This window comes from Streptomyces marispadix, from assembly GCF_022524345.1.
Taxonomy (GTDB): Bacteria; Actinomycetota; Actinomycetes; order Streptomycetales; family Streptomycetaceae; genus Streptomyces; species Streptomyces marispadix.
Genome location: NZ_JAKWJU010000002.1, coordinates 5,164,601 through 5,188,479, shown reverse-complemented (window position 1 = coordinate 5,188,479; position 23,879 = coordinate 5,164,601). Strand labels below are relative to the sequence as shown.

Here is a 23,879-nt window from a genome sequence, read left to right as displayed (position 1 = left end):
GCGCGGCGGCGGCCGGAGGCGGCCCGGGGACGTGGTCCGGTGCGCGGCCAGTGGGCGGCCCGCTCATGGGACGACGCGGAAGTGCGTGGTCAGACGGCCCTCGTCGTCGTACACGTGGTAGGCGAGCACCGGCGGCAGCTCGTAGTCGATCGGCCCGTCCGCCGTGCCCTCCCACGGCATCCTCAGCGTCGAGACGACGGCCGGTGCCGCGACGAGCGGCAGACCGGCGAAGACCGTCACCGCCGGGGTGTGGCTGTGACCGCACAGCAGGGCCGCCACATGTCCGTGCCGCGCGAGCACGGCTGCGAGGCGGTCCTCCCCGAACTGCCGGATGGGGTCGACGTACTGGCCGTGCAGCGGCAGCGGCGGATGGTGGCAGCAGACGAACGCGGGCCGGTCCCCCGGCGCCCGTGCCAGGGCGTCGTCGAGCCAGGCGAGGGTGGCGTCGTCCAGGTATCCGTCGCCGCGTCCCGGGATGGTGCTGTCGCACATGGCGAAGGTGGCGCCGGGCAGCGTGTGGAGCTGGTTGACGGGCGAGGTGTCCGCGCTGTCGCCGCCGAGCAGGGCGGCACGGTAGGGGCCGCGCACATCGTGGTTGCCGGGGCAGTGCAGCGGGGCGTGCCGGGAGCCGTCGATCAGCTTCAGGGCGTCCGTGTACTCGCCGGGGGTGCCGTGGTCGGTGACGTCCCCGGTGAGGATCACGGCGTCGAGTTCGCCGGGCAGTTCGTCGAGTGCGCGCAGCACCCGCTCGGTGCGCTCGCGGGCGCGTGCGCCGCCGTCGCCGCGGTCCTGGCCGATGTGGGTGTCGCTGATGTGGGCGAAGACGAACATCTGCCTCTCCCCTCCGTCCTCTCCGTTGGCCTTCCGTTCGCTTCCGTCGGCTTTCGTTCTGCGCGCACGCGGCACTGCGCATGCCGCTCTACGTACGCTGCTCTGCGCACCGGACGGCTCCGCCCGGTGAGCACGCAGCCCGAACGGGCCGATTCCCCCCGCGGGCCGGGGGCACTCCGGGTGCTTCCGTCGCATCTCCTCTGCACGTGTACCGCCGGCCGTCGCCGGGACTTCGAGATCTGGAGCATGCCCATGGCGTTCAATCCGCTGGAGCAGCGGGGCATCCCGCTGGACAGGCAGTTGCGTAACTGGCGTGAACTCGACGTCACGCCGATCGACCCCGACCGCTGCGACCCGTACACCCGCTGCCGCGTCATCACCATGAACGGCATCGAGGTGGAGGCGATCCTCTTCAGCCACAACTTCGCCCGCCACTGCACCGACAAGGACGTCCGCGACCAGCTCGCGCAGGTGCGCTACATCGAGGCACAGCAGCAGAAGGCGGTCAACTGGCTGCTGCCCGGGGTCGCTTCGGTGCTGGAGACGACCATCGCCTATGAGCAGGTCGCCGTGGACCTCACCGCGTGGGTGGCGCGTGCCGAGCCCGATCCGCGGCTGACGCAGGCGTACCAGTTCGGGCTGCTGGAGGACTTCGACCACCTGTACCGGTACGCCAACCTCTACGAGATGATCGAGCACCGCAAGGCCGAGTCGATCGTCGACGGGCTGACCGAGGTGATGCCCGGCAGGCCGACGCCGCTGCACCACCGCAACCCGGTCGACAACCTGCGCGAGCCCTACGACGCCTCCCGCACCGACCCCCTGTCGAAGCTGCACGCCCTGACGATCATGGCGGCCGAGCAGCAGACGATGAACTTCTACATGAACGTCGGCCCGACGTACATGGAGCCGATCGCACGGCGCCTCTACCAGGAGATCGGGCTGATCGAGGAGGAGCACGTCACTCACTACGAGTCCCTCGTCGACCAGGGCGAGAGCTGGTGGGAGCAGCTCGTCAACCACGAGTACAACGAGTGCTACCTCTACCACTCGTTCATGGAGCAGGAGAGCGACCCGAAGGTGAAGCAGCTCTGGGAGCTGCATCTCAACATGGAGCTGGAGCATCTGCACCAGGCCTGCGAGCTGATGCGCCGCCACGACGGGCGGGAGCCCTCCGAGATCCTCGCGCCCGAGCTGCCGAACGTGCTGACGTTCGAGCCCAACAAGAGCTACGTGCGTCAAGTGATCGCCGAACAGCTCGACTTGACGACGCTGGGCACCGGCTACGTACGGGAGGCGCACGAGCGGTTCGAGCAGATGCAGGCCGCGGTCAGCGGCGACGGCCTCCCCCCGAGCGACGAGGTCATGACCGCGCACCAGCGGACGTTCGGCCGCGACTACCGCGTCGAGGACACCGAGCACCCGGTGCCCGCGCTGCGTCAGGACTGGAACCACTGGGAGCGCCGGAAACGCTGAGTGCCGCGGCCCCCGCTCGATCCACTCGAAGCCACCGGAGGATGACGTGAGTCCAGCAACACCGCCAGGAGCACCGGACCCCGGCAAGGACGTCGTGGCCCTGCTCGTCCAGCAGCACGGAGAGATCAGAAACCTCTTCGACGAGGTCGAGAAGTCCGACGGCGACGACCGCCGCGACGCGTTCCGCCGCCTGGTGCGGATGCTCGCGGTGCACGAGACGGCCGAGGAGGAGGTCGTACATCCCTTCGTCAGACGTGCCGTCAAGGGCGGCGAGGGCGTGGTCGCGGACCGGCTGGAGGAGGAACGCAAGGCCAAGGAGACCCTCAGCCGCCTGGAGAACATGGACGTCGAGGACTCCGCCTTCCTGCCGGCGCTGATCGGACTGCGCACGGACGTGATGGAGCACGCACGCGCGGAGGAGCGCTACGAGTTCACCCACCTTCGGCGGCTGAAGGACCCGAAGAGGCTGGAGACGATGGCCAAGGCGGTGCGGGCGGCGGAGGCCACCGCGCCGACGCACCCTCATCCGGGCGTCGAGACGGGAGCGAGGAACGCGGCCGTCGGCCCGCTGGCGGCGGTCGCCGACCGGGTACGGGACGCCGTCCGCGCCGCACGCGGCCGGAACGGCCGGCACTAGGCCCGGCTTTCCGGACCGTCACGCGTGGGCCCGCCTGGGCCCCGGCGCCGGCCCCTCACGAGAGCGACTGCCCGCCCCGGCACACCCCATACGCATCGGCGAGAGAGCGGAGGCACTCCGGTGAACGTGCACAGCAGCGACGTCCGTGCGAGCGCCCGGGGATGGTGCCGGGCCGTCGGGCAGGGAATGGCCGCGGGCCTCGCGGGGGTCGTGGCCATGACGCTCAGCGAGAAGGTGGAACAGCGCATCACCGGCCGCCCCTCCTCGTACGTTCCCGCCCGTACGCTCGAACGGGCCCTGGGCTGGCGGGAGTCGACGGGGGCGACGGCCCTCGCACGGAACGTGGCGATGCACACGGGCCAGGCCGTGCTGCTCGGCGGAGTGCGCGGAGTGATGGCCAGGGCGGGGCTGCGGGGCCCCTGGGCGTCGGGGATGTACTGCGTGCTGCGGCTGCTCAACGATCAGACGCTGGAGAACGCGACCGGGGTGGGCGCACCGCCCTGGACATGGCCGCGCCGCGAGCTGGCCGCCGACCTGCTGCACAAGGGCGTCTACGCCCTGGCCACGGGGGTGGTCGCCGACGTGCTGGCTGCCCGCGAGGGCCCCGGACCCGGGCAGCTTCACGCGGCCATGGCACCGGGACGGCACGCGGATGTGGGGCCGCTGCCACGCGCGGTCATGGCAGAGCGGCTGCACGGAGCGGGGCGGGGCTGAGCAGGTTGGCCGTGCGGCCCTCCTTCGCCAGGGCACCGTCCGAGGTCATGTGGAGCACCGGGACGCCGACGGGCGGCTGCCGGCGGTGAGTCGACACCGCCGGCAGCCGCCCGTCTCCCGGATGCGGGGTGCTGCCACAGGGGGCAGGGCAGCCGCTACAGCTCCAGTCCCGTCAGCACCATCACACGCTCGTACGTGTAGTCCTCCATCGCGAAGCGGACGCCCTCGCGGCCCACGCCGGACTGCTTCGCACCGCCGTAGGGCATCTGGTCGGCGCGGTAGGACGGGACGTCGCCGACGATCACGCCGCCCATCTCCAGCGCACGGTGCGCGCGGAACGCGGCCTGGATGTCGTGGGTGAACAGGCCCGCCTGAAGGCCGTACTTGGAGTCGTTGGCCGCCGCGAACGCCTCCTCCTCGCCGTCCACCTTCGTCAGCGACATGACCGGCCCGAAGACCTCCTCGCAGCCGATCTGCGTGTCGGCGGCGACGTTCTCCAGCACCGTCGGGGCGTAGGTCGCGCCCTCGCGCTTGCCGCCCGTGAGCAGCTTCGCGCCGCGTGCGACGGCCTCGTCCACCCAGGACTCGACGCGCTTGGCCGCGTCCTCGCTCACCAGCGGGCCGACGTCCGTGGCCGGGTCGGACGGGTCGCCGGTGCGCAGTGCCTCGATGGCGGTGACGATCTTGGGCACGAGGGTGTCGTAGACCGAGGCGTCGGCGATGACGCGCTGCACGGAGATGCAGGACTGGCCGGCCTGGTAGTTGGAGAAGGTGGCGATGCGCTGTGCCGCCCAGTCGAGGTCGGCCTCGGAGGAGTAGTCGCCGAGGACGATCGCCGCGCCGTTGCCGCCGAGTTCGAGGGTGACGCGCTTTCGCGGCGCGGAGTCGAGGATGGACCAGCCGACGGGTGCCGAGCCGGTGAAGGAGATGATCGGCAGCCGCTCGTCCTGGACCAGTTCGGGCATGCGGTCGTTGGGTACGGGCAGCACCGACCACGAACCGGCGGGAAGGTCCGTCTCGGCGAGCAGTTCGCCGATGAGCAGCCCGGACAGCGGCGTGGCGGGCGCGGGCTTGAGGATGATCGGCGTGCCCACGGCGATCGCGGGGGCGACCTTGTGTGCGCACAGGTTGAGCGGGAAGTTGAAGGGCGCGATGCCCAGCACCGGTCCGTAGGGAAAGCGCCGGGTGTAGGCGAGGCGTCCCGTGCCTCCGGCGTCGGAGTCGAGCCGCTGGGCGTCGCCGCCGTTGAAGCGGCGTGCCTCGTCGGCGGCCCAGCGGAATACGGAGACGCAGCGGCCGACCTCGCCGCGCGCCCACTTCATCGGCTTGCCGTTCTCCGCCGAGATGAGTTCGGCGATCTCCTCGGAGCGTTCGCGGACCCGGGCCGTCACATGGTCGAGGGCGGCGGCACGAACGTGCGCGGGTGTGGCCGCGAACTCGTCGGCCACGCCGGCAGCGGCGGCCACGGCCTCCTCGACCTGGGAGGCGGTGGGGAGGCTGATGCTTCCCACGTGCCGTCCGTCCCAGGGCGAGGTGACATCGAGCGTGGCTTCGCCGGTGGCCTGACGGCCGGCGAGCCAGAACGCGTGCGGGGAGGTCGCTGTCGTCACTGCGGTCCGCCTTCCGAGGTGGTGCTGTCAGTGGAATGGGTGGAGCGGGATACCGATACCGGAGGAGGCCGGTCCGGACGGTGCCGGGCGTACCCGCCGTGCTCTCCCCTCCCAACCGTAGGGCCTGCGCGGAGACGCATTTCTTGTCCGGCACGGCGCAGTCGCGAGGCGGCACACGCCGGATTGTCACGGGCACTTCGGGGGCGGATGCCACTACGCGCGGGGCTGCTTCCGTATGGCCGGGCGGGTGGCCGCGCACGGGCCTCGTGCGAGGGACGGTCCTTCAGGCGCCGGGGGTGCGACGTATGGGACGCATCCCGTCGGCCGGTCGCCCTTCAGGTCTCGTCAGCCTGTCGCCTTCAAGGCGAGCCACAGCTCCATCCGTACGTCCGGATCGTCGAGGGAACGGCCGAGGATCTCCTCTACGCGGCGCATCCGGTAGCGCAGCGTGTGCCGGTGCACGCCGAGGTCGGCTGCGGCCGCGTCCCACTGGCCGTGCCGTGAGAGCCAGGCACGCAGGGACGCCACGAGGTCGCCTCTGCCGTTGGCGTCGTGCTCGCGCAGCGAGCGCAGCAGGCCGTCGGCGAACGCCCGTACCGCGTCGTCGGCGAGCAGCGGAAGCACCGATCCGGCGGCCACGTCCTCGTGCTCCACGAGCGGCGTGCCGCGACGGCGGGCGACCGAAAGCGCCTGGTCGGCCTGCTTGAACGCGACGGCGGCGGCGAGTCCGGTGGGCGCGGAGACGCCGATGACGAGGGCGTCGTCGGGGACGGGCCCCGCCCGGCCCGGCCCGCCGGAGCCGGAAGACTCCAGTGCCTCGGCGCAGGCCGCCGCGTACTGGGCGCACGCGGCGACGGCCGCGCCCCCGTCGGAGGCGAGCACCACCAGGCGGCTGCCGTCCGGGACGACGAGGACCGCCTCTCCGTTGCGTGCGGCGGCGGTCTCGATGAGGTCGGCGAGCTGACCGAGGGGTCCGGGCACGTTCCCGGAGATGCCCTCCGGTACGGGTACGGACACGGCCGAGTCCTCGGTGACGGTCACGACGGGCAGATTGCCGGGCGGCATCCCGGAACCCGAGGCTCCCGCACCACCGGAGGTGCCGCCGCCCGCGCCGCCGCCCGAGGGGCCGCTCCCGTTCACGTGCCGACCGCCCGCGCCTCCGCGCGAGCGGACTCCGGCGCCCGCCGCGGGCTCGGCCACCAGCACCCTCATCGGTGCGTCCAGCAGCCCCCCGTACAGGCTGCCCGCGACGGCACGCGCATGGTCGGCCTCGCCGGACAGCAGCATCCTCATCACCGCGGCGCCCAGGCGCTGTTCGGCCTCCTGAAGGGCGCGGGAACGCTCCATGGTGAGGGTCAGCAGCGCGATCGCGGAGTGCACGGCATAGCGCTCCGCCGTGCCCAGCGGAGCGGCGGTGCCCACGGCGAGGACGGCCTTGGCGCGACGTCCGCCGCCGACCGACTGCAACTCGACGCGGTCGTCCCCCGCGTCCGAGCCGCTTACGACCGCGCTCGCCGGTGCCGGTCTGTCACGCAGCCGTTCGGCGTCCGCGACGAAGCGGGCGGCACGGCGCACCGCCCACGTCGGTGCGGTGGCGACCACGGCGCCGGACGCGTCGTACAGCGCGGCCCAACCGTCCACCTGCGAGGCGAGTTTGGCGAGCAGAGCCGAAGGGCCCTCATGGGAGAGGGCAGCGCGGGTCATCTCGCGCTGCGCCTCGAAGCCGGCCGTGACCGCGCGGTACTGCTCGGCGGCTATGGCCGCGGAGACCGCCTTGCTGATGGCGATGAACGGCGTGCGGCGCGGGACTTCGATCAGCGGCAGGTCCGCCTCGCGGCATGCCTCGACGAGTGCGTCCGGCACCTTCTCGTAGTTGACTCCGGCCGCGAAGCCCAGTCCGACCACGCCGTTTCCGGTCAGGCGCCGTACGTAGGAACGCATGGCGTCCGGGTCCTCGGCGTCCAGCTTTAAGGCCGTGACGAGGAGCAGCTCGCCGCCCTCCAGATAGGGGGTGGGGTCCGCGAGTTCGCTGGCGTGTGCCCAGCGGACGTCGGTGTCCAGCCGGTCCTGCCCGGTGAGCACGGAGAGCCGGAGTGCGGAGTGCTGGACGAGCGAGGCGAGTGTCGGTGGCATAACAAGCCTCACCGTACAGGCGCCCGGCTCATTTCGGTCATTCCCGAAGTCGTCCCGAACCAGGTCCGGCGGTCACTTCCCCAGCTCCGCCAGAATCGGAGGCGTCCGCTCCCCTCGTACGGTCGTCAGCGACAACACCGCGTGCCCGGGCGGGAGATCGTTGGCGAGGTCGGAGGCGGACCAGCGTTCCCGGCGTTCCCTGCGTACGGTCACGGACTCGGCGGTGACGTGTCTGCCCGTGGCGAGCCTGCGTACCGCGTGCATCACCTTGGTGAACGGTTCGTCGGAGACGAGCTGGCGGTTGGTGACGTCACGCGTCTCGACCCACTCGGTGCCCCACACCTCGGCGAAGTGCTCGGCGTCCCAGGGCGTCACGCCCGCGCAGACCATCCGGCAGCCGACCGCGCCCAGCAGCGGGCCGCGAAGCTGCTCCGGCACCTCGTCCAGGGCGCGCAGCGTGAGCAGCACACCGCCGTGTGCGGAGCGCACCCGCTGGAGGCAGCGCAGCGACTGCGGGGTGACGGTCTGCGCGGCGTCGTCCAGTACGAGACCGGCGAAGAGCGACTGGTCCTCGCGTGCCGTGGCGCACTCGGTGAACTGTGCGAGCACGAGCCGGGCGAGGATGCGTGACGCCTCGGCGTGACCGCGCTCCGGCAGGTCGACGCGGACGCGGAGCGGCTTCTCCAGCGCACGCAGCGAGAAGGGCCTGGGCGCCGGTGTGCCCGGGGCGTTTCCGGGGGCTTCCTCCGCGCCTGCGGGCACGAAGAAGCCGGAGAACGCGGGCCGGTCGAGCAGTGCGACCCGGTCTGCGAGTAGCGCGGGCGCGTCGCCGGGCCGGCCCGACTGCCGTTCGTAGGCGTCGAGTTCACGGAGCTGTGCGCCGAGTCCCGCCTCCTCCAGGGCGCCTCGCAGCCTGACGAGTGCGGGGCTGGGGACGTCCAGCAGCTCGCGCAGCTCCGGTACGCCGGGGAAGCGGCCGTGCACGGCGCGGAAGGGGCCGATGAGCTGTGCCAGCGCGGTCGCGGCCCGGCGGCTGTCGCCTCCCGGCAGTGCCTCGGTCAGATCGCCGACGAGTGCTTCGGCGAGCATTCCGGCGGCCTCGTCGGGGTCGGCGGTGCCGCCGTAGAGGTCGAGGTCGTGTGAGGAGCCGGGGTCGCCGGGGCGTACGACGACGTCGAAGCACTCGTCGGGCGCGAGCCGTTCGCCGCGTGCGGTGGCGACGACGACGGCGGCCTGTCCCGCGAGCGCCTGTAGGCACAGCGACTCGGTCACGGGACGGGCGAGGCGCGTGGTCTTGCCGGAGCCGGGCGGTCCTACGGCGAGCGCCGAGGTGCCCAGCAGCTCCGGTTCGAGTGCCATGCCGGCGCCGCGGTAGGGGTGTGGATTGCGTTCGCTGTCGGCGGCGGTGCCGATGCGGACCTGCCCGACGCTCAGGTCGTGCCGCGCGGCACGGCCGTGCGGGAGGTCGCGCCGTCCCGAGGGGTGCACGCAGGCTGCGGCGCCGTGTGCGAGGACGGTGTCGACGAAGGCGGAGAGGCGGGCGGGGCGCGCCTTCACCGACTCCCAGGCGCGGCGGATACGCGCGTGGTCGACGTCGTTCATACGGCCGCCGCGCAGCTCGGAGGCGAGCAGGTCGGCGGCCTGGGAGGCGCCGTGGCCGCGCAGTTCGGGCCACTCGACGGGGTCGGAAAGAGGGGGCGGAGCCGCCGCGGGGGGCCCGTCCTCGACGGTGTGTTCGCGGCCTGCTCCCCCGCGTCCGGCCGCGTCCCGTGCGGCGCCGCCGGTGATGCGCGTGCGTGCGCGGCGGGCGAGTTCGGGCCAGTGGCCCAGGCGTCCGAAGATCACGGCGAGGGCGGCGATGACCATGGCGTAGTAGAAGTACGTCAGCCAGACGTAGACCATCTTCTCGCCGCCTGCCGAACGCCAGGACTCGGGTGTGAGGGCGAGCAGCGGCCAGAGCCAGTAGTCGCCCAGGTAGCCGTTCCACAGCAGCGACCAGACGAGCCAGCCGATGAGGAAGGCGACCAGGGCGCCGCCGAGCAGTTGGCGGGTGGGCGTGCGGTCGGGGTCGCGCGGGGGCAGCGGCCGGTATCCGTGGCGCCAGATGCCGGGCTCGGCCTCGGGCCGCGGGGTACGCAGCCAGTCGGTGAGCCAGGTGCCCGCACCGGCCCCCGTGGAGGGCTCCGCCACCGGCGCGTGGGTGGGCCTGGGCGGTGGGGTGGTCTGCGGCACGGTCTTCGGGGTCCGTGAACCACCGGACGGCTGGGGGGACTTGGGCGCCTGCCCGACGTCCGTGCGGCCCGCCGTACCGCGGTCTGTAAGGTCCCGGTCGCTCCCCTGGCGGGGCAGTTCTCCGCCCGGCCCCGCCTTGGAACCGTGCGTGCCGTCCGTGCCCTGCCCCCGGTGCGGAGACTCCATGTCCATCTGCTGCCTCTACCCTTGCCCGGCCTGTGCCTACGCGCCGCGTCGCGGCCGGATCCCGTTCGCCGGGCCCGGCCCGGGGTCCTGGCCCCGCCCCGGTCCCAATCTAGCCGCCGCGGAGGGGAGTTGAACCACACAGGGGCGACGGTGCCGGGCACCCGCACCGGCTCGCCCGCGCACGTCCCGCATTCGGACCCCGTGCACGCTCACAGCACAGCGCTCGCACCGCACCGCACCGCACCGCACCGACGGTACGGCCGTGACCGATGCGCCCCGTGCCTATAGCCGTGACGGCCAACACGACACGGGGACTTCTCCGCAGCGGTGCATGTCACGGCCTCCCCGTGGGCTCTAGCCTGCGAGGAACGCAGACCCCTTCGTCCTGAGAGAGAGCGATATGAGCACGATGACGGAACTGTCCGGTGGCCCCGCCCTCCCCCAGGAGCGCCGCGTCGTCACGTCCGTCCCGGGGCCCAAGTCCCAGGAGCTGATGGCCCGTAAGCAGGCCGCGGTGGCCGACGGCATCGGCACCGTGATGCCCGTCTTCGCGGCCCGCGCCGGCGGCGGCGTCCTGGAGGACGTCGACGGCAACTCCTTCATCGACTTCGGTTCCGGCATCGCCGTGACCGGCGTGGGCAACAGCGCCGAGGCCGTGGTGCGCCGTGCGACCGACCAGCTCGCCAAGTACACCCACACCTGTGTGATGGTGACGCCCTACGAGCCGTACGTGGAGGTCTGCGAGGAGCTGGCACGGCTCACCCCCGGCGACCACGCCAAGAAGAGCGCGCTGTTCAACTCCGGTGCTGAGGCGGTGGAGAACGCGGTGAAGATCGCCCGCGCCTACACCCGCCGCCAGGCCGTCGTCGTCTTCGACCACGGCTACCACGGCCGTACGAACCTGACGATGGCGCTGACGTCGAAGAACATGCCGTACAAGCACAGCTTCGGTCCGTTCGCGCCCGAGGTCTACCGGGTGCCCGTCGCCTATCCCTTCCGCTGGCTGACCGGCCCCGAGAACTGCGCGGAGGAGGCCGCGGCCCAGGCGATCGACCAGATCAGCAAGCAGGTCGGCGCGGAGAACGTAGCGGCGATCCTGATCGAACCGCTGCTCGGCGAGGGCGGGTTCATCGAGCCGGCGAAGGGCTTCCTGCCGCGGCTCGCGCAGTTCGCGAAGGACAACGGCATCGTCTTCGTCGCGGACGAGATCCAGTCCGGCTTCTGCCGTACCGGCCAGTGGTTCGCCTGCGAGGACGAGGGCATCGTCCCGGACCTGATCACCACCGCGAAGGGCATCGCCGGGGGCATGCCGCTGGCCGCGGTGACCGGACGCGCCGAGATCATGGACGCCCCGCACGTGGGCGGCCTCGGCGGCACCTACGGCGGCAACCCGGTGGCCTGCGCGGCCGCGCTCGGCTCCATCGAGACGATGCGGGAGATGGACCTGGCGGCCAGGGCCAAGCGGATCGAGGAGATCATGAAGCCCCGGCTGCGGAAGCTGGCCGAGCAGTACGACGTGATCGGCGACGTACGCGGACGGGGCGCCATGCTGGCGATCGAGCTGGTCAAGCCCGGCGGCAAGGAGCCCGACCCGCAGACGACGGCCGCGCTCGCCAAGGCGTGCCACGAGAACGGGCTGCTGGTGCTGACGACGGGCACCTACGGAAACGTGATGCGTTTCCTGCCGCCCATGGTGATCGGCGAGGCCCTGCTGGAAGAGGGTCTGGACGTGCTGGAAGGCGCCCTGGCCGGTCTGTGAGCAGGGCCGAAGAGAGTGCGGAAACCGTTCGGCGTGAAGAATGTGTGCGAGGCCGATGGCCGCTACGTAATCCGGCTGTCCGGCCCCGCTGAGCTGCCGTACGGTTTCCGTACTCGGGTACTTCGGAACTCCACTCCGGACTCCCGGCCCGGGTCCGTCTCTCCCCAAGACGAGCCCGGTAGTGCCCTGGCGCACGCTCCTCACCGATCGGGGGACCGCCCGCTCCACACCCCCCGGGGCTTGCGGAATGCCGGTCGATACGACCGCTCCGGAACTTTCCCCCCTGTTCCGGGGCGGTCGGTTTTTCATTGGGCTCTCTGCACGCTGTGCTGCGTGCTCTTCGCGTTCATCACCTGGCAGATCGCCGTCGGCGGGCCGCTGGTGGCCCTCGACATGGAGCTGGGGAACGCGCTGCAACGCACCTCACCGTCCGCCTCCGTCGCCGAAGTCTGCGCGGATCTGGGGAACTTGGCGGTCGCACTGCCGGTGCTCGCCGCCGCGATGACGTACGCGGTGGTGACCGGGGGCGTGCGCCGCTGGCTGCCGCCGTTGTGCGCGGCACTGGCGCTGGCGGCCACCGCGCTGGCCGTCACCCTCGTCAAGGTGTGGCTGGCCAGGCCGGGGCCGCCCGGCGGCACCAACTACTACCCGTCTGGCCACACCGCCACGGCTGCGGTCGCCTTCGGCGGTGCGGCGCTGCTGTTCTCACTGACGGTCCGGCGGCCTCCGTACTGGCCGCTGCCGGCCACGGCCGCGCTGCTCACTCTCGCGTGCAGCGCGGGCCTGGTGTGGCGCGGCTACCACTGGCCGCTGGATGTGGTGGCCAGTTGGTGCCTGAGCTGGGTGGTGCTCACATCGGCGACGGCCGTCGCGGTGCGCGGGCTCCGCCGTCAGTCGTCGTCCTCATCGTCATCGTCGTCGTCGAAGTCGTCGTCGAATCCGGCGGCGCCGTAGTCGCCGTCCGCCTCCACGACGCCCGCGAAGCGGAGCAGATCGGACGGGGTGAACCGGCCGTAGCCGTCGGCCAGCGTCGGACGCCAGTCCGGATAGGCCGAGCGGTAGGAGGTGGGATCGGCGTCGAGCAGGCCGATCAGCACCTCCGCGACGATCCGCGTGCCCACCGGGCCCAAGTGCAGCCCGCCCGCGCGGACTTCGGCCTCCTTCAGCACGTAGTACCACAGATACGCGGGCCCGCTGCTCTCCAGCTCCTCGTCGGTCAGCGGCGTCTCGCCCACCTTGCGGGCCACGTCCTGGCCGGAGGGCAGCCCCAGCGTCTCGCTGCGCAGCAGGTTCCGTACGACGAGGGAGGCGACAGGACGGGCGAGCGCGCCCTCCTTCGCTCCGGGCACGGCGCTGACCGGCAGGTCGAGGAGCTGGCTGTTGAGCACGGCGTCGATCCGCTTGCCGTTCTGGGGTCGGACACGGCCGGGCACCGGGAAGAAGTACCGCCAGTCCACGGCGTGTCGGGGCAGCACCGGGCCGCCGCGCAGATCGGTGCGGGGCTCGGGGTCCGCCTCCGGGTCGTCGGGGAAGATCTTGCCGGTGAAGTCCTCGTTGACGCGGTAGCTGGAGCGGATCGTCGGGTGCCCGAAGCGGAACGCCGCCGCCGCGAACTCGACCGGCATGACGACCGATTCGCCCGGCTTGAAGAACTGCGGCCCGTTCTTCTCCACGTCGCGCACCAGCTCCGGATCGCCCGCGCGCATCAGGAACTCGTGCACGACGATCCACTGGTAGTGCCACCGCACGAGCTGCTGGGCCTTGGCGAAGACGGTGTTGTAGTAGTTCTCCACGTCGAGGAGCTGCTCCAGCGGCACCCCGGGCTGCACGTCGCCGGGCTCGTCCGGCGGCTTCGGCGCGAGCTTCTGGCCGAGGGCGTCGGTGATGCGGCCCGCGCGCAGCGCGTCGACGACCGCGTTGTGGAACTTGATCAGCGCCAGATGGAACTGCCCGAGCAGCATGTTCTCGTCGTTGCGAGGGTCGCCGATGAGTGCCGTGCCCTGTTCCGTACGGGCGAAGTCGACGCCGTCCGCGGAGTGCAGGAGCTTCGTCTGATACGAGTCGCGGTCGTAGAGGTGGTCGCTGACGACGGGGCCCGCGCCGTAGAGGTTGTCCATGTCGAGCCTGGGCGTGCGGGCGTCGGCCAGCGTGGAGGGATCGCTGTGCTGGCCCAGCTCGGAGAGCGCGTCGAGCGTGAGGTCGTGGTCGATGAACTGCCCCAGATATGTGAAGCCCGCGGGGAAGTTCGGATTCTCCTGCTCCTCCGTGGTCTGGCCGCCGTCCATCTTTCCGCCGGGCAGTCCGAACTCCTTGGCCCTCTCCAGCCCGGTGGGGCGGCGGGCCGGCAGGTCGGGGAACATCCGCCCGAAGCTGCCGCTGCTGCTGTTGATCACACGCGAAGAAGAGCCGTGCATGACGGACATGAGTCTCCCCCTGTCGAATCCCCCGTGAGCGAGCGCCGTCGTCCCCCTGGACCCGCTCACTTCTGACAGCCAGGAACGCTAACAGGACAGACCGGCATGGGACGGATGTTGGGAGGAGTCATGGGAACATCCACCGCATCCGCCTGATTCCATGACAAGCGGACGCTCGCGGACCGTTAACGGGCGTGCGTGGTACGGGAGTTGCGCTCGGAGGCGGCGAGCGGGCCGCCCCAGGGAGGCACGCGCCGCGGCCCCCGGTGAACGGGGACCGCGGCGCGGCGGCCGTACGCAGGGCGGAGAGCCCGGCCGCAGGGGGGGTGAGCGGCCGGTCGGGAGGGCCGCCCGGCGTACGGGACCTGGGGGGCCGGGCCGCCGACGGCAGGTTCGGGCCCGGATCTCAGACGCGTCTTACGCGGCGTAGCCCTTCGGCGGGATCAGCGACGCGAGCTGGTCGAAGGAGAGCCAGTAGATCTGGTTGCCGGAGAAAGAGGCGGGGTCGGCTATCAGCACGGACTTGTTGGCGTCGTCGTAGCCGATGACCGTGAAGTAGTGGTAGATCGTCTGGTCCGACGGATAGCCGGGGGGCTGGTTGCCGGGCGGGGCCACGATGTTGGTGACGAGCGGCAGGCCACCGTCGATGTCACCGACGATGTCCTGCCACAGCACGTCCTTCTGCTCCTGCGAGGGCGGGTCGTCGGGCATGTACTTCGACTCGTAGTCGCTGCCGCCGAGGTTGGCGTTGAGCACGTCGGTGACCTGGCGTATGTCGTCGGTGCCGTTCTCGGTGGTGCCGAGCTGCGCCGCGAGGTCCGCCTGGCTGGGGGGTGCCATGCGGGCGGAGAGGGCGATGCGGGTCGCCGCGGGGCCGCACCAGTAGCCGGTCTCCTGGACCTGGTAGTCCACTTCGAGGGTCTTGGCGGCCTTGGACTCGCTCGCCTCCGTGCGTATGTGCGCGCCGTCGCGGCTCACCTCGACGGGGTCCGCCGACGCTCCCGGTTCGGCGGCGATCCGCGACACCGCGGTCTCGTGGGACTCGTCCGCCAGCGCCGTGCCCGGCGCGGCCAGCAGCCCCGCGGCCGTCAGGGCCACGGTCACCGCCATGGGTCTGATACGCATTCAACTGCTCCTCGGTGGGGGGTACTTGAGTGGAGCATGCCACCACGCCACCGGACCCCGGCAGAGGTCTACTCAAGCTTTCACCGGGCCCACCAGTGACGACGGGAGCGGAGCGCGCCGCGCCCGGCCCGGCGCAGGGGACGGCGAAGTCCCCGGGGCGGACGGCGAAGTCCCCGGGGCCGAAGGGCAGTTCGGAACAACCGGGGCAGCGGCCGGCCGTCGCTCAGCCGTGGGTCAGCTGTCGAACCCCATCCCCGCCGCGTCCATCGCCTTCAGCCACAGATTGCGGCGCCCGCCGCGTGCGTCCGCCCGCGTGAGCGACCACTGGGTCATGGCGATGCCCGCCCAGCGCACCGGCTCCGGCGGGAACGGCAGCGGCTTCTTACGCACCAGTTCCAGCTCCGTGCGTTCCGTGGGCTCGCCGCCGAGCAGGTCGAGCATCACCTCGGCTCCGAAGCGGGTCGCGCCCACGCCCAGCCCCGTATAGCCCGCCGCGTATGCGACCCGGCCGCTGTGCGCCGTACCGAAGAACGGCGAGAAGCGTGAGCAGGTGTCGATGACCCCGCCCCAGGTGTGGCTGAAGCGCACGCCTCTCAACTGCGGGAAGGTGTCGAAGAAGTGGGCCGCCAGCTTGCGGAACGTCTCCGGCCGCTGGTCGTACTCGGCCGAGATGCGGCTGCCGTAGTGGTACAGGACGTCGTAACCGCCCCACAGGACGCGGTCGTCCGCGGTCAGCCGGAAGTAGTGGAAGTGGTTGGCGCTGTCCGCGAGTCCCTGACGTCCCTGCCAGCCGAGGGCTTCGCGCTGCTGCCGGTTCAGCGGCTCGGTCATCAGCGCGTAGTCGTAGACGGGGACGATGTACGGGCGCAGGCGCCGCAGCAGCGAGGGGAAGGCGTTCGTGGCGAGCGCCGCCTGCCGTGCGCGTACCCGACCGTAAGGGGTGCCCACGGTCACCACGGTGTCGTCGCTGCTCAACCCCCGTGCCGGAGTGTGCTCGTAGATGCGTACGCCTGCTTCGAGGCAAGCGCGTTTGAGGCCCCAGGCGAGCTTCGCAGGGTGAAGCATGGCGACGCTGTGGCGGAACCAGAGCCCGGCGAGGAAGGAGGGCGAGGAGACCTGCCCGGCCACGGCCTCGCGGTCCAGGAACGTCACGCGGTCGCCGAGCCCGTGCCGCGCGGCCTCCTCGGCTGTCTCCCGCAGCTCGGCGACCTGATGGGGCCGGGTCGCCAGTTCGATCTCTCCGGTGCGTTCGAAGTCGCAGTCGATGCCGTGGTGTCGGACGGCCTCCTCGATGGCGTCGAGATTGGCGAGACCGAGGCGCTCCAGCTTCTCGATCTCGCCGGGCCAGCGGGCGAGGCCGTTGGCGAAGCCATGGGTGAGGGAGGAGTCGCAGAAGCCTCCGTTGCGGCCGGAGGCGGCCCATCCGGTCTCCTTGCCCTCCAGCAGCACCACGTCGCGGGACGGGTCGCGCTCCTTCGCGATGAGCGCCGTCCACAGTCCGCTGTAGCCGCCGCCTACGACGAGCAGGTCGCAGCGGGTCTCGCCCGCCAGGGCGGGCAGTGCCGCGGGCCGGACGGCCGGGTCGTCGAGCCAGAAGGGCACGGGGCGCGCCCCCGCGAGGGCCCGTGCGGCCTCGGACTCCGGCCCGGAGTCCGGTTCGGAGTCCGGTTCGGAGTCCGGCCGGAAGTCCGGCCCCGAGTCCGCGACTTGGCCCGTTCCCGGGTGCGCATCGCCGGTGCCGCCGTCCGCCTCGGGGGCCGTCACGACCGCCTCCGGCGGCGCGCGGTCGCGATCTGCCCGCCGAAGACGACGGCCACGGCGATGAGGAACATGGCCGTACCGATGACGTTGACCTGCACGGGCACACCCCGCTGCGCCGCGCCCCAGACGAACATCGGGAAGGTGACCGTGGAGGGGCCCGCGTTGAACTGCGTGATGATGAAGTCGTCGAAGGAGAGCGCGAAGCTGAGCATGGCGCCCGCCGCGATCCCGGGTGCCGCCAGGGGCAGCGTGACCCGCAGGAACGTCTGAACCGGCCCCGCGTACAGATCGCGTGCCGCCTCCTCCAGCCGCGGGTCCATGCTCATCACGCGTGCCTTCACCGCTACGACCACGAAGCTCAGACAGAACATGATGTGGGCGATGAGGATCGTCACGAAGCCGAAGGCGACTCGGGTGTTGAGGAAGAGCGTGCCGAGCGAGGCGCCCATGACGACCTCGGGCATGGCCATCGGCAGGAAGATCAGCGCGTTGCCCGTGCCCTTGCCGCGGAAGCGGTAGCGGGCGAGCGCGAAGGCGGCGAACGTGCCGAAGGCCGTGGCGAACAGCGTCGACAGCACCGCGATCTGAAGGCTGAGCCCGAGCGATCCGCACATGTCGGCGACGCCGCACGGATCGGTCCACGCGTCGGTGGAGAAGGCCCGCCACTCGTAATTGAAGCGGCCCGCGGGCTTGTTGAAGGAGAAGAGCATCACCACCACGTTCGGCAGCAGCAGATACAGCAGGGAGGCCGCACCGGCGAGTACGACCGCGTTGCGGCGCAGCCAGTGCAGCGGCGCGAGGGTCCGGGAGCGGGTTGCGGCGGCCATCACACGAGTTCCTCCGTTCCGGCCTTGCGCATATAGACACTCACCACGATCAGGATGATCGCCATGAGGATGAACGACATGGCGGCGGCTGCCGGGTAGTCGAGGACGTTGAGGAACTGCTTCTGGATGGCGTTGCCGACCATCTGCGTGTTCGGGGAGCCGAGAAGCTGTGCGTTGATGTAGTCGCCGGAGGCCGGGATGAACGTGAGCAGCGTCCCGGCGACGACGCCCGGCAGGGAGAGCGGGAAGGTCACCTTGCGGAAGACGGTCGCGGGCTTGGCGTACAGGTCGCGTGCCGCCTCGTGCAGCGAGGCGTCGATCCGCTCCAGCGAGCTGTAGAGCGGAAGGATCATGAACGGCAGGAAGTTGTACGTCAGCCCGCACACCACCGCCAGCGGCGTCGCCAGCAGCCTGTCGTCGCCGGTCAGCCCCAACTGGCTTGTGAAGTCCAGGAGATGGACCGATTTCAGTACGCCGACGACCGGGCCGCCGTCGGAGAGGATCGTCTTCCACGCGAGCGTGCGGATGAGGAAGCTGGTGAAGAACGGGGCGATCACCATCACCAGCAGCAGGCCCCGCCAGCGCCCCGCGCGGAAGGCGATCATGTAAGCGAGGGGGTAGCCGATGAGCAGGCAAAGCAGCGTGGCGGTGGCGGCGTAGAGGAACGAGCGCAGGAAGTGCGGCGCGTAAGTGGCCAGCGCGTCGGTGTAGTTGGTGAAGTCCCAGGTGACGCGGAAGCCCTCTTCGAGGGAGCCGCTCTGCACGGACGTCGACGCCTGGTAGAAGAACGGCGCGACGAAGAAGAGCGCGAGCCACAGCCCGGCAGGCAGCAGCAGCCAGTACGGGGTGAGGCGGACCCGGCGGCGTGCGGACCGTGCGGACGTGCCGGGGCCGCCGCCGGGGGCGTCGCCGGAGGCGGGCGGCGTCGCGGCACCCGCGGAGGCGGACGCGGAGCCGGAGGCACCGGCCGGGGAACCGGCGGATGCGGATGCGGATGCGGCCGGGCTCGTCACAGCGCCTCCTCCACGGTCCCCGCGTCGGCGTCCTGCGCGGCGTCCAGCGCGAAGGTGTGCGCGGGCCGCCAGCGCAGTACGACCTCGGTGCCCGGCGTAAGCCGTGCGTCCCGCTCGACGTTCTGCTCGTAGACGCTGAACTCGGGGCAGACGGGGCTGTCGACGACGTACTGGAGGGAGACGCCGAGGTAGCCGGCGTCGCGTATGCGGCCGGTGAGGAGGTTGTCGGCGCCGTCGGCGTCACCGCGCGAGGCGTCCTCGGCGTCCGTGTCGTCGGCGTGGCTGAGGGAGATCTTCTCCGGACGTACGCCCACGAGCACCTTGCCGCCCGCCTGGGGGCCGTCGACCGCGCAGCGTTCGGCGGGCAGCCGCAGCCGCGTCTGTGTGCCCACGGCCTTCAGCAGCAGCTCGTCGTCGTTCGCCTCGGTGATCTCCGCCTCGATGAGGTTGGAGGTGCCGAGGAAGTTGGCGACGAAGGTGGAGCGGGGCCGCTCGTACAGCTCGTCGGGGGCGCCCAGTTGCTCGACGCGTCCCGCGTTCATCACGGCCACGGTGTCGGCCATCGTCATGGCCTCCTCCTGGTCGTGTGTGACATGGACGAAGGTGATGCCCACCTCCGTCTGGATGCGCTTGAGTTCGAGCTGCATCTGGCGGCGCAGCTTGAGGTCGAGGGCGCCCAGCGGCTCGTCGAGCAGCAGCACCTGCGGCCGGTTGATCAACGCGCGGGCGAGCGCGACGCGTTGCTGCTGCCCGCCGGAGAGCTGCCGTGGCTTGCGCTTCGCCAGCGGTCCCAGCTCGACGAGTTCCAGCATCTCCTCGACCTGTTTGCGTACGGAGGTGATGCCGCGCCGCCGCAGTCCGAAGGCGACGTTCTCCGCCACGTCGAGGTGCGGGAAGAGGGCGTAGTTCTGGAAGACGGTGTTCACGGGGCGCTTGTGCGGCGGCAGGGCGGTGATGTCGTCCTCGCCGAGGAGTATCCGCCCGCCGGTCGGCTCCTCCAGTCCCGCGATCATGCGGAGGGTGGTGGTCTTGCCGCAGCCGGACGCGCCGAGGAGGGCGAAGAAGGAGCCCTCGGGGATGGTGAGGTCCAGCGGGTGTACGGCGGTGAAGTCGCCGAAGACCTTGCTGACACCGGAAAGAGTGATCGTCATGGTCTGCTCTTCCTCGCCTATGCGCCGATGAGCTTGGCGAACTTGTTCTCGTAGCGGGCGTGTTCACCGGTGGACATGGGCCGGAAGTTCTTGCCCAGCTCGATGGTCTTCGCGTCGGGGAAGATCAGCGGGTCCTCGGCGAGCTCCTTGTCGATCTTCTCCATCTCGGCCTTGGCGCCGGTGACCGGGCAGATGTAGTTGACCCAGGCGGCCAGCTCGGCGGCCTCCTTGGGCTGGTAGTAGTGGTCGATCAGGGCCTCGGCGTTGGCCTGGTGCCTGGCCTTCGCTGGGACGAGGAGGTCGTCGGTGCCGAAGAGGTAGCCGCTCTCGGGCAGGGCGAATTCGACGTCCGGGTTGTCGAACTTGAGCTGTACGACGTCTCCCGCCCACGCCAGACAGGCCGCGATGTCACCGGAGTTGAGTTCGTCGAGGTAGTCGTTGCCGCTGAAGCGGCGCAACTGCTTCGCGTCGACGGCCTTCTGGAGGCGGGCGAGGGTCTTGTCGAAGTCGCCCGCCGTGAACTTCTCCGGGTTGATGCCGCCGTCGAGCATGGCCAGGCCCATGGTGTCGGTCATCTCCGTCAGCATCGACACCCTGCCCTTGAGGGAGTCGTCCTCCAGCAGTTGGGAGACGCTGGTGACCTTCTTGCCGCCCGTGGCCTTCTTGTTGTACGCGACGACGCAGGCGGTGCCCGCCCACGGGTAGCTGTACTGGCGGCCGGGGTCGTGCGGCGCCGTACGGAAGCGGTCTTCCAGGTTGGCGACGGCGTGCGGCAGACGGGCCGGGTCGAGGCGCTGGGCCCAGCCCTGGCGGATGATGCGGCCTGCCATCCAGTCGGAGAGGCATATCAGGTCGCGGCCCGTGTCCTGCCCGGCGGCGAGCTGCGGCTTGATCTTCCCGTAGAACTCGCTGTTGTCGTTGATGTCCTCGACGTACTTGACCTTGATTCCGCTCTGCCGCTCGAAGCGGTCGAGCGTGGGGCGCTTCTTCTTGTTCTTGTCGTCGACGTCGATGTAGAGGGGCCAGTTCGCGAAGTTGAGGACCCGCTCCTTCTTCGACCAGTCGGGGGTGTCCTCGGGGTCGTTGCCGCCGCGGCTGCCCTGAGCGGGCGGGATGCCGCACGCCGCGAGGGCGGCGCCGCCCGCGGCGAGGGCGCCGAGGCGCAGCAGCCGGCGGCGGCTGACGGCGGCGCGTCCCTGGGTGAGGCTGCGTTCCCAGGCGTCGCGCACGGGGTCGGGCAGACCTTCGTAAAGCTGCGGGTCCAGGTCCATCGGGCTGCCTTCCGGTTGAAGGGCGGGGAAGGAAGTGCGGGCGGATCAGGGGCTGTTGAGGCCGTGTCGGTGGTGGCTCGGCGGTTCGCGTTCTCTGGTGCTCACGTGCTCGGGGACTTACGGCATCGGTGCGCGGCCCGGGGTTGCCGCCTCCGCGGTCGTGTCCGCGTCCGCGGGCGTCAGCGGTCGCCGAAGACCGTGCGGTGCCAGTCCTTTCGCGCTTCCCCGGTGACGTCCTGCATGACGTGCTTGACCTGTGTGTACTCCTCGAAGGAGTACGCGGACATGTCCTTGCCGTAGCCGGAGGCCTTGTAGCCCCCGTGCGGCATCTCGCTGATGATCGGGATGTGGTCGTTGATCCATACGCAGCCCGCCCGTATGCGCCGGGCGGCGGTGCCCGTACGGAAGACGTCGCGGCTCCAGGCGGAGGCGGCCAGTCCGTACGGGGTGTCGTTGGCCAGGGCGATGCCCTGGTCGTCCGCGTCGAAGGGCAGCACGGTCAGCACGGGCCCGAAGACCTCCTGCTGCACGATCTCGCTGTCCTGCGGCGCGTCGGTGATCAGCGTGGGCGGATAGTAGGCGCCGTGGGCGAGTTCACCGCCGGGGGCCTCGCCGCCGGTGACGACGGTGGCGTACGAGCGTGCCCGTTCCACGAACCCGGCGACGCGGTCGCGGTGCGCGTGGGAGACGAGAGGGCCGAGGTCGGTGCCGGGTGCGAAGGGGTCGCCGAGGCGTACCTCGCGCATCAGGTCCGCGACGCCGGAGACGAACCGGTCGTAGAGCGGGCGCTGTACATACGCACGGGTCGCGGCTGTGCAGTCCTGACCGGAGTTGATCAGCGCACCGGCCACCGCGCCGTGCACGGCGGCCTCCAGATCGGCGTCGTCGAAGACCACGAAGGGCGCCTTGCCGCCGAGTTCGAGGTGGAGACGCTTGACGCCTGCCGTGGCGATCTGGGCGACGCGCTTGCCGACCTCGGTCGACCCGGTGAAGGAGGTCATGGCGACGTCGGGGTGCCCGACCAGCGCCTCCCCCACGTCCGGTCCGGTGCCGGAGACGACGTTGACCACGCCGTCGGGGATGCCCGCATCGCAGGCCGCCTCCGCGAACATCAGCGAGGTCAGCGGGGTGAGTTCGCTGGGCTTGAGGACGATGGTGTTGCCCGCGGCGACCGCAGGGAGGATCTTCCAGGCGGCCATCTGGAGCGGGTAGTTCCAGGGGGCGATGGAGCCGATCACACCGAGCGGTTCACGCCGTACGAATGAGGTGTGGTCGCCGCTGTACTCGGCCGCGGCGACCCCTGGAAGCTGCCGGGCGGCCCCCGCGAAGAACGCGACGTTGTCGAAGGAGCCCGGAACGTCGAACTCCTCGGACAGCTTCAGCGGTTTGCCGCACTGAAGCGACTCCGCATACACGAACTCGCCCGTGCGCTCGCGCAGTACGGCCGCCCAGCGGTGCATCGCGTCGGAGCGCTCGGCGGGTGTGGCGCCCGCCCACTCGGGCAGCGCGCGCCCCGCGGCCTCGACGGCCGCGCCCACATCGGCGGGGTCGGCGAGTTCATAGCCGAGGACGCTCTCGCCCGTGGCCGGGTCGACGACGGTGTGCGTACGGCCCGAAGCGCCCGATCCGAGCCGTCCACCGGTGAACTGCGCACCCGCTGCGAAGCGTGAGGACACGTCGAAGCGCTGGACCATCGGGCTCTCCTGCCTGGGGCGGGGCGTCAGCTTTTGTTGGACGCCGATCCTGACAGGACGATCCCGATTCAACAAGGGATTCCGTCGTCACCGTTTGATTGCGCTACGGAATCTGCAATGTTGCCCGTACTCGGACCCCACGATCCGCAATGCCGGTTCAGCCGCCGACGGTTGTGCGGGTCACCGCGTCGGCGCCGGTGCCCGCTCCGGAGACCACGAGTACGGCGGCGCGCTCGCGGGCGTCGAGCGAGGAGCCGTCGCCGCCCGGGTCGGAGTCGTACTCGCCGAACTCCTCGTTGTAGACGGTCAGCATCACCACGAGGAACGCGATGAAGAGCACCGACAGGACCGTGCCGATGATCCCCATCACGAAGCCGGACACGGCCTGGCCGCGCCCGCCGGTCTCGCCCCGGTCGGCGGCGCGCTTCGCGGAGAGGCCCAGGCCGAGCGCGACCGGGCTGAGGAAGATCCCCAGGAAGCTCCCCCAGCAGGTCGAGACGGCGAGCAGGCCGAGGATGCCGACCACCATCGCGGCGACCGCCTTGCCGCCGGGCTGCGGCGGAGCGTGCCAGCCGTACCCGCCGGGGCCGCCCGGACCCGGTCCCGCTCCGTATCCGTACGGCTGCGGCGCGGGCGCCTGTGCCGGATAGCCGTACGCGGCACCGCCGTTGACGTACGGCTGTGGCTGCTGGGGCTGTTGCGGCGGCTGTGGCTGCTGCCCGTACGGCGACGGCGCACCGTAAGGCGACGCTCCGTAACCGGAACCAGGTGCACCCCCTGCACCGGCGGGAGCAGCACCCCGAGACGGGCCCGAAGGCGCCCCTGGCGCGGGCGGAACGGGAGGCGGCCCCGCCCCCGGGCTCGCGCCCTGCCCCGAGGTGATCGTCGGCTGCTCCGCGACCGAACGCCGCTTCCGGTCCTCTTCGTTGTGGTCCATGTTCCCCCTGCCGGTTGCGGCCCCGTCGCGAGGAGGCGCCCAGGGATCGTGCCGTGCGCCGCCGGAGGGCGCCGGCCGTCCGGTGTCGTCTTCCATGGCCCCTCCCGG

General features: G+C 71.2%; 18 protein-coding genes. 5 read left to right on the top strand and 13 right to left on the bottom strand.

Annotated elements, in window-relative coordinates; all coding sequences use genetic code 11:
* Positions 1 to 63: 63 nt before the first annotated feature.
* Entirely contained in the window at positions 64 to 831 is a 768-nt protein-coding gene (locus tag MMA15_RS21770; RefSeq protein WP_241061794.1) for a metallophosphoesterase, read from the bottom strand.
* A gap of 252 nt (positions 832 to 1,083) precedes the next feature.
* Here MMA15_RS21770 and MMA15_RS21765 point away from each other — a divergent pair, with 252 nt between their 5' ends.
* From MMA15_RS21765 to MMA15_RS21755, 3 genes are all read left to right on the top strand, one after another.
* Positions 1,084 to 2,307: a hypothetical protein gene (locus tag MMA15_RS21765; RefSeq protein WP_241061793.1), complete on the top strand. Its 1,224-nt coding sequence runs from the start codon at positions 1,084 to 1,086 to the stop codon at positions 2,305 to 2,307.
* 46 nt (positions 2,308 to 2,353) lie between these two features.
* Positions 2,354 to 2,944, top strand: a complete 591-nt coding sequence (locus MMA15_RS21760; protein ID WP_241061792.1) for a hemerythrin domain-containing protein — start codon at positions 2,354 to 2,356, stop codon at positions 2,942 to 2,944.
* Positions 2,945 to 3,064: 120 nt separating this feature from the next.
* Positions 3,065 to 3,658, top strand: a complete 594-nt coding sequence (locus MMA15_RS21755; RefSeq protein WP_308290575.1) for a hypothetical protein — start codon at positions 3,065 to 3,067, stop codon at positions 3,656 to 3,658.
* A 155-nt stretch (positions 3,659 to 3,813) separates the two neighbouring features.
* Here MMA15_RS21755 and MMA15_RS21750 read toward each other — a convergent pair whose 3' ends face one another.
* The 3 genes from MMA15_RS21750 to MMA15_RS21740 form a co-directional block, all read right to left on the bottom strand.
* Entirely contained in the window at positions 3,814 to 5,268 is a 1,455-nt protein-coding gene (locus MMA15_RS21750; RefSeq protein ID WP_241061791.1) for an aldehyde dehydrogenase family protein, read from the bottom strand.
* A 345-nt stretch (positions 5,269 to 5,613) separates the two neighbouring features.
* Positions 5,614 to 7,401: a PucR family transcriptional regulator gene (locus tag MMA15_RS21745; RefSeq protein WP_241061790.1), complete on the bottom strand. Its 1,788-nt coding sequence runs from the start codon at positions 7,399 to 7,401 to the stop codon at positions 5,614 to 5,616.
* A 72-nt stretch (positions 7,402 to 7,473) separates the two neighbouring features.
* Positions 7,474 to 9,825 (bottom strand): type IV secretory system conjugative DNA transfer family protein, encoded by a 2,352-nt coding sequence (locus MMA15_RS21740; RefSeq protein WP_241061789.1) that lies wholly within the window; start codon positions 9,823 to 9,825, stop codon positions 7,474 to 7,476.
* A gap of 403 nt (positions 9,826 to 10,228) precedes the next feature.
* Between MMA15_RS21740 and gabT the strand changes: the two genes are divergently transcribed.
* On the top strand, positions 10,229 to 11,578 hold the full coding sequence (gene gabT, locus MMA15_RS21735; RefSeq protein WP_241063353.1) for a 4-aminobutyrate--2-oxoglutarate transaminase: 1,350 nt from the start codon (positions 10,229 to 10,231) through the stop codon (positions 11,576 to 11,578).
* A 333-nt stretch (positions 11,579 to 11,911) separates the two neighbouring features.
* Positions 11,912 to 12,532: a phosphatase PAP2 family protein gene (locus tag MMA15_RS21730; protein ID WP_241061788.1), complete on the top strand. Its 621-nt coding sequence runs from the start codon at positions 11,912 to 11,914 to the stop codon at positions 12,530 to 12,532.
* On the opposite strand, the gene MMA15_RS21725 is transcribed toward MMA15_RS21730, so the two are convergent.
* From MMA15_RS21725 to MMA15_RS21685, 9 genes are all read right to left on the bottom strand, one after another.
* Complete coding sequence (locus tag MMA15_RS21725; RefSeq protein ID WP_241061787.1) at positions 12,469 to 14,001, bottom strand: peroxidase family protein; 1,533 nt, start codon at positions 13,999 to 14,001, stop codon at positions 12,469 to 12,471. The two genes, MMA15_RS21730 and MMA15_RS21725, sit on opposite strands and share 64 nt — an antisense overlap.
* Before the next feature lie 408 nt (positions 14,002 to 14,409).
* Positions 14,410 to 15,117, bottom strand: a complete 708-nt coding sequence (locus tag MMA15_RS21720; protein WP_241061786.1) for a C39 family peptidase — start codon at positions 15,115 to 15,117, stop codon at positions 14,410 to 14,412.
* Positions 15,118 to 15,351: 234 nt separating this feature from the next.
* The gene (locus MMA15_RS21715) at positions 15,352 to 16,719 is read right to left on the bottom strand and encodes an NAD(P)/FAD-dependent oxidoreductase (protein WP_241063352.1); all 1,368 of its coding nucleotides are present in this window, start codon (positions 16,717 to 16,719) and stop codon (positions 15,352 to 15,354) included.
* 158 nt (positions 16,720 to 16,877) lie between these two features.
* Positions 16,878 to 17,705, bottom strand: coding sequence for an ABC transporter permease (locus MMA15_RS21710; protein WP_241061785.1), 828 nt, complete (start codon positions 17,703 to 17,705; stop codon positions 16,878 to 16,880).
* A complete protein-coding gene (locus MMA15_RS21705) occupies positions 17,705 to 18,718 on the bottom strand; it encodes an ABC transporter permease (protein ID WP_241061784.1) in 1,014 nt (337 codons plus the stop codon). Before MMA15_RS21705 ends, MMA15_RS21710 begins: the two co-directional genes overlap by 1 nt.
* Positions 18,715 to 19,869 carry an ABC transporter ATP-binding protein gene (locus MMA15_RS21700; protein WP_241061783.1) on the bottom strand — a complete coding sequence of 385 codons (1,155 nt, stop codon included), beginning with the start codon at positions 19,867 to 19,869 and terminating at the stop codon, positions 18,715 to 18,717. Before MMA15_RS21700 ends, MMA15_RS21705 begins: the two co-directional genes overlap by 4 nt.
* Positions 19,870 to 19,886: 17 nt before the next feature.
* Entirely contained in the window at positions 19,887 to 21,140 is a 1,254-nt protein-coding gene (locus MMA15_RS21695; protein WP_241061782.1) for a polyamine ABC transporter substrate-binding protein, read from the bottom strand.
* A gap of 179 nt (positions 21,141 to 21,319) precedes the next feature.
* Positions 21,320 to 22,834, bottom strand: coding sequence for a gamma-aminobutyraldehyde dehydrogenase (locus MMA15_RS21690; RefSeq protein WP_241061781.1), 1,515 nt, complete (start codon positions 22,832 to 22,834; stop codon positions 21,320 to 21,322).
* Between the two features lie 157 nt (positions 22,835 to 22,991).
* The gene (locus tag MMA15_RS21685) at positions 22,992 to 23,867 is read right to left on the bottom strand and encodes a DUF4190 domain-containing protein (RefSeq protein ID WP_241061780.1); all 876 of its coding nucleotides are present in this window, start codon (positions 23,865 to 23,867) and stop codon (positions 22,992 to 22,994) included.
* Positions 23,868 to 23,879: the final 12 nt, after the last annotated feature.

What these genes read in the sequence shown, in the direction of transcription:
- MMA15_RS21685 (WP_241061780.1), bottom strand. Translation starts at nt 23,867, where the DNA reads ATGGAAGACGACACCGGACGGCCGGCGCCCTCCGGCGGCGCACGGCAC.
- MMA15_RS21700 (WP_241061783.1), bottom strand. Translation starts at nt 19,869, where the DNA reads ATGACGATCACTCTTTCCGGTGTCAGCAAGGTCTTCGGCGACTTCACC.
- MMA15_RS21740 (WP_241061789.1), bottom strand. Translation starts at nt 9,825, where the DNA reads ATGGACATGGAGTCTCCGCACCGGGGGCAGGGCACGGACGGCACGCAC.
- MMA15_RS21765 (WP_241061793.1), top strand. Translation starts at nt 1,084, where the DNA reads ATGGCGTTCAATCCGCTGGAGCAGCGGGGCATCCCGCTGGACAGGCAG.
- MMA15_RS21690 (WP_241061781.1), bottom strand. Translation starts at nt 22,834, where the DNA reads ATGGTCCAGCGCTTCGACGTGTCCTCACGCTTCGCAGCGGGTGCGCAG.
- MMA15_RS21770 (WP_241061794.1), bottom strand. Translation starts at nt 831, where the DNA reads ATGTTCGTCTTCGCCCACATCAGCGACACCCACATCGGCCAGGACCGC.
- gabT (WP_241063353.1), top strand. Translation starts at nt 10,229, where the DNA reads ATGACGGAACTGTCCGGTGGCCCCGCCCTCCCCCAGGAGCGCCGCGTC.
- MMA15_RS21695 (WP_241061782.1), bottom strand. Translation starts at nt 21,140, where the DNA reads ATGGACCTGGACCCGCAGCTTTACGAAGGTCTGCCCGACCCCGTGCGC.
- MMA15_RS21720 (WP_241061786.1), bottom strand. Translation starts at nt 15,117, where the DNA reads ATGCGTATCAGACCCATGGCGGTGACCGTGGCCCTGACGGCCGCGGGG.
- MMA15_RS21745 (WP_241061790.1), bottom strand. Translation starts at nt 7,401, where the DNA reads ATGCCACCGACACTCGCCTCGCTCGTCCAGCACTCCGCACTCCGGCTC.
- MMA15_RS21710 (WP_241061785.1), bottom strand. Translation starts at nt 17,705, where the DNA reads ATGGCCGCCGCAACCCGCTCCCGGACCCTCGCGCCGCTGCACTGGCTG.
- MMA15_RS21725 (WP_241061787.1), bottom strand. Translation starts at nt 14,001, where the DNA reads ATGTCCGTCATGCACGGCTCTTCTTCGCGTGTGATCAACAGCAGCAGC.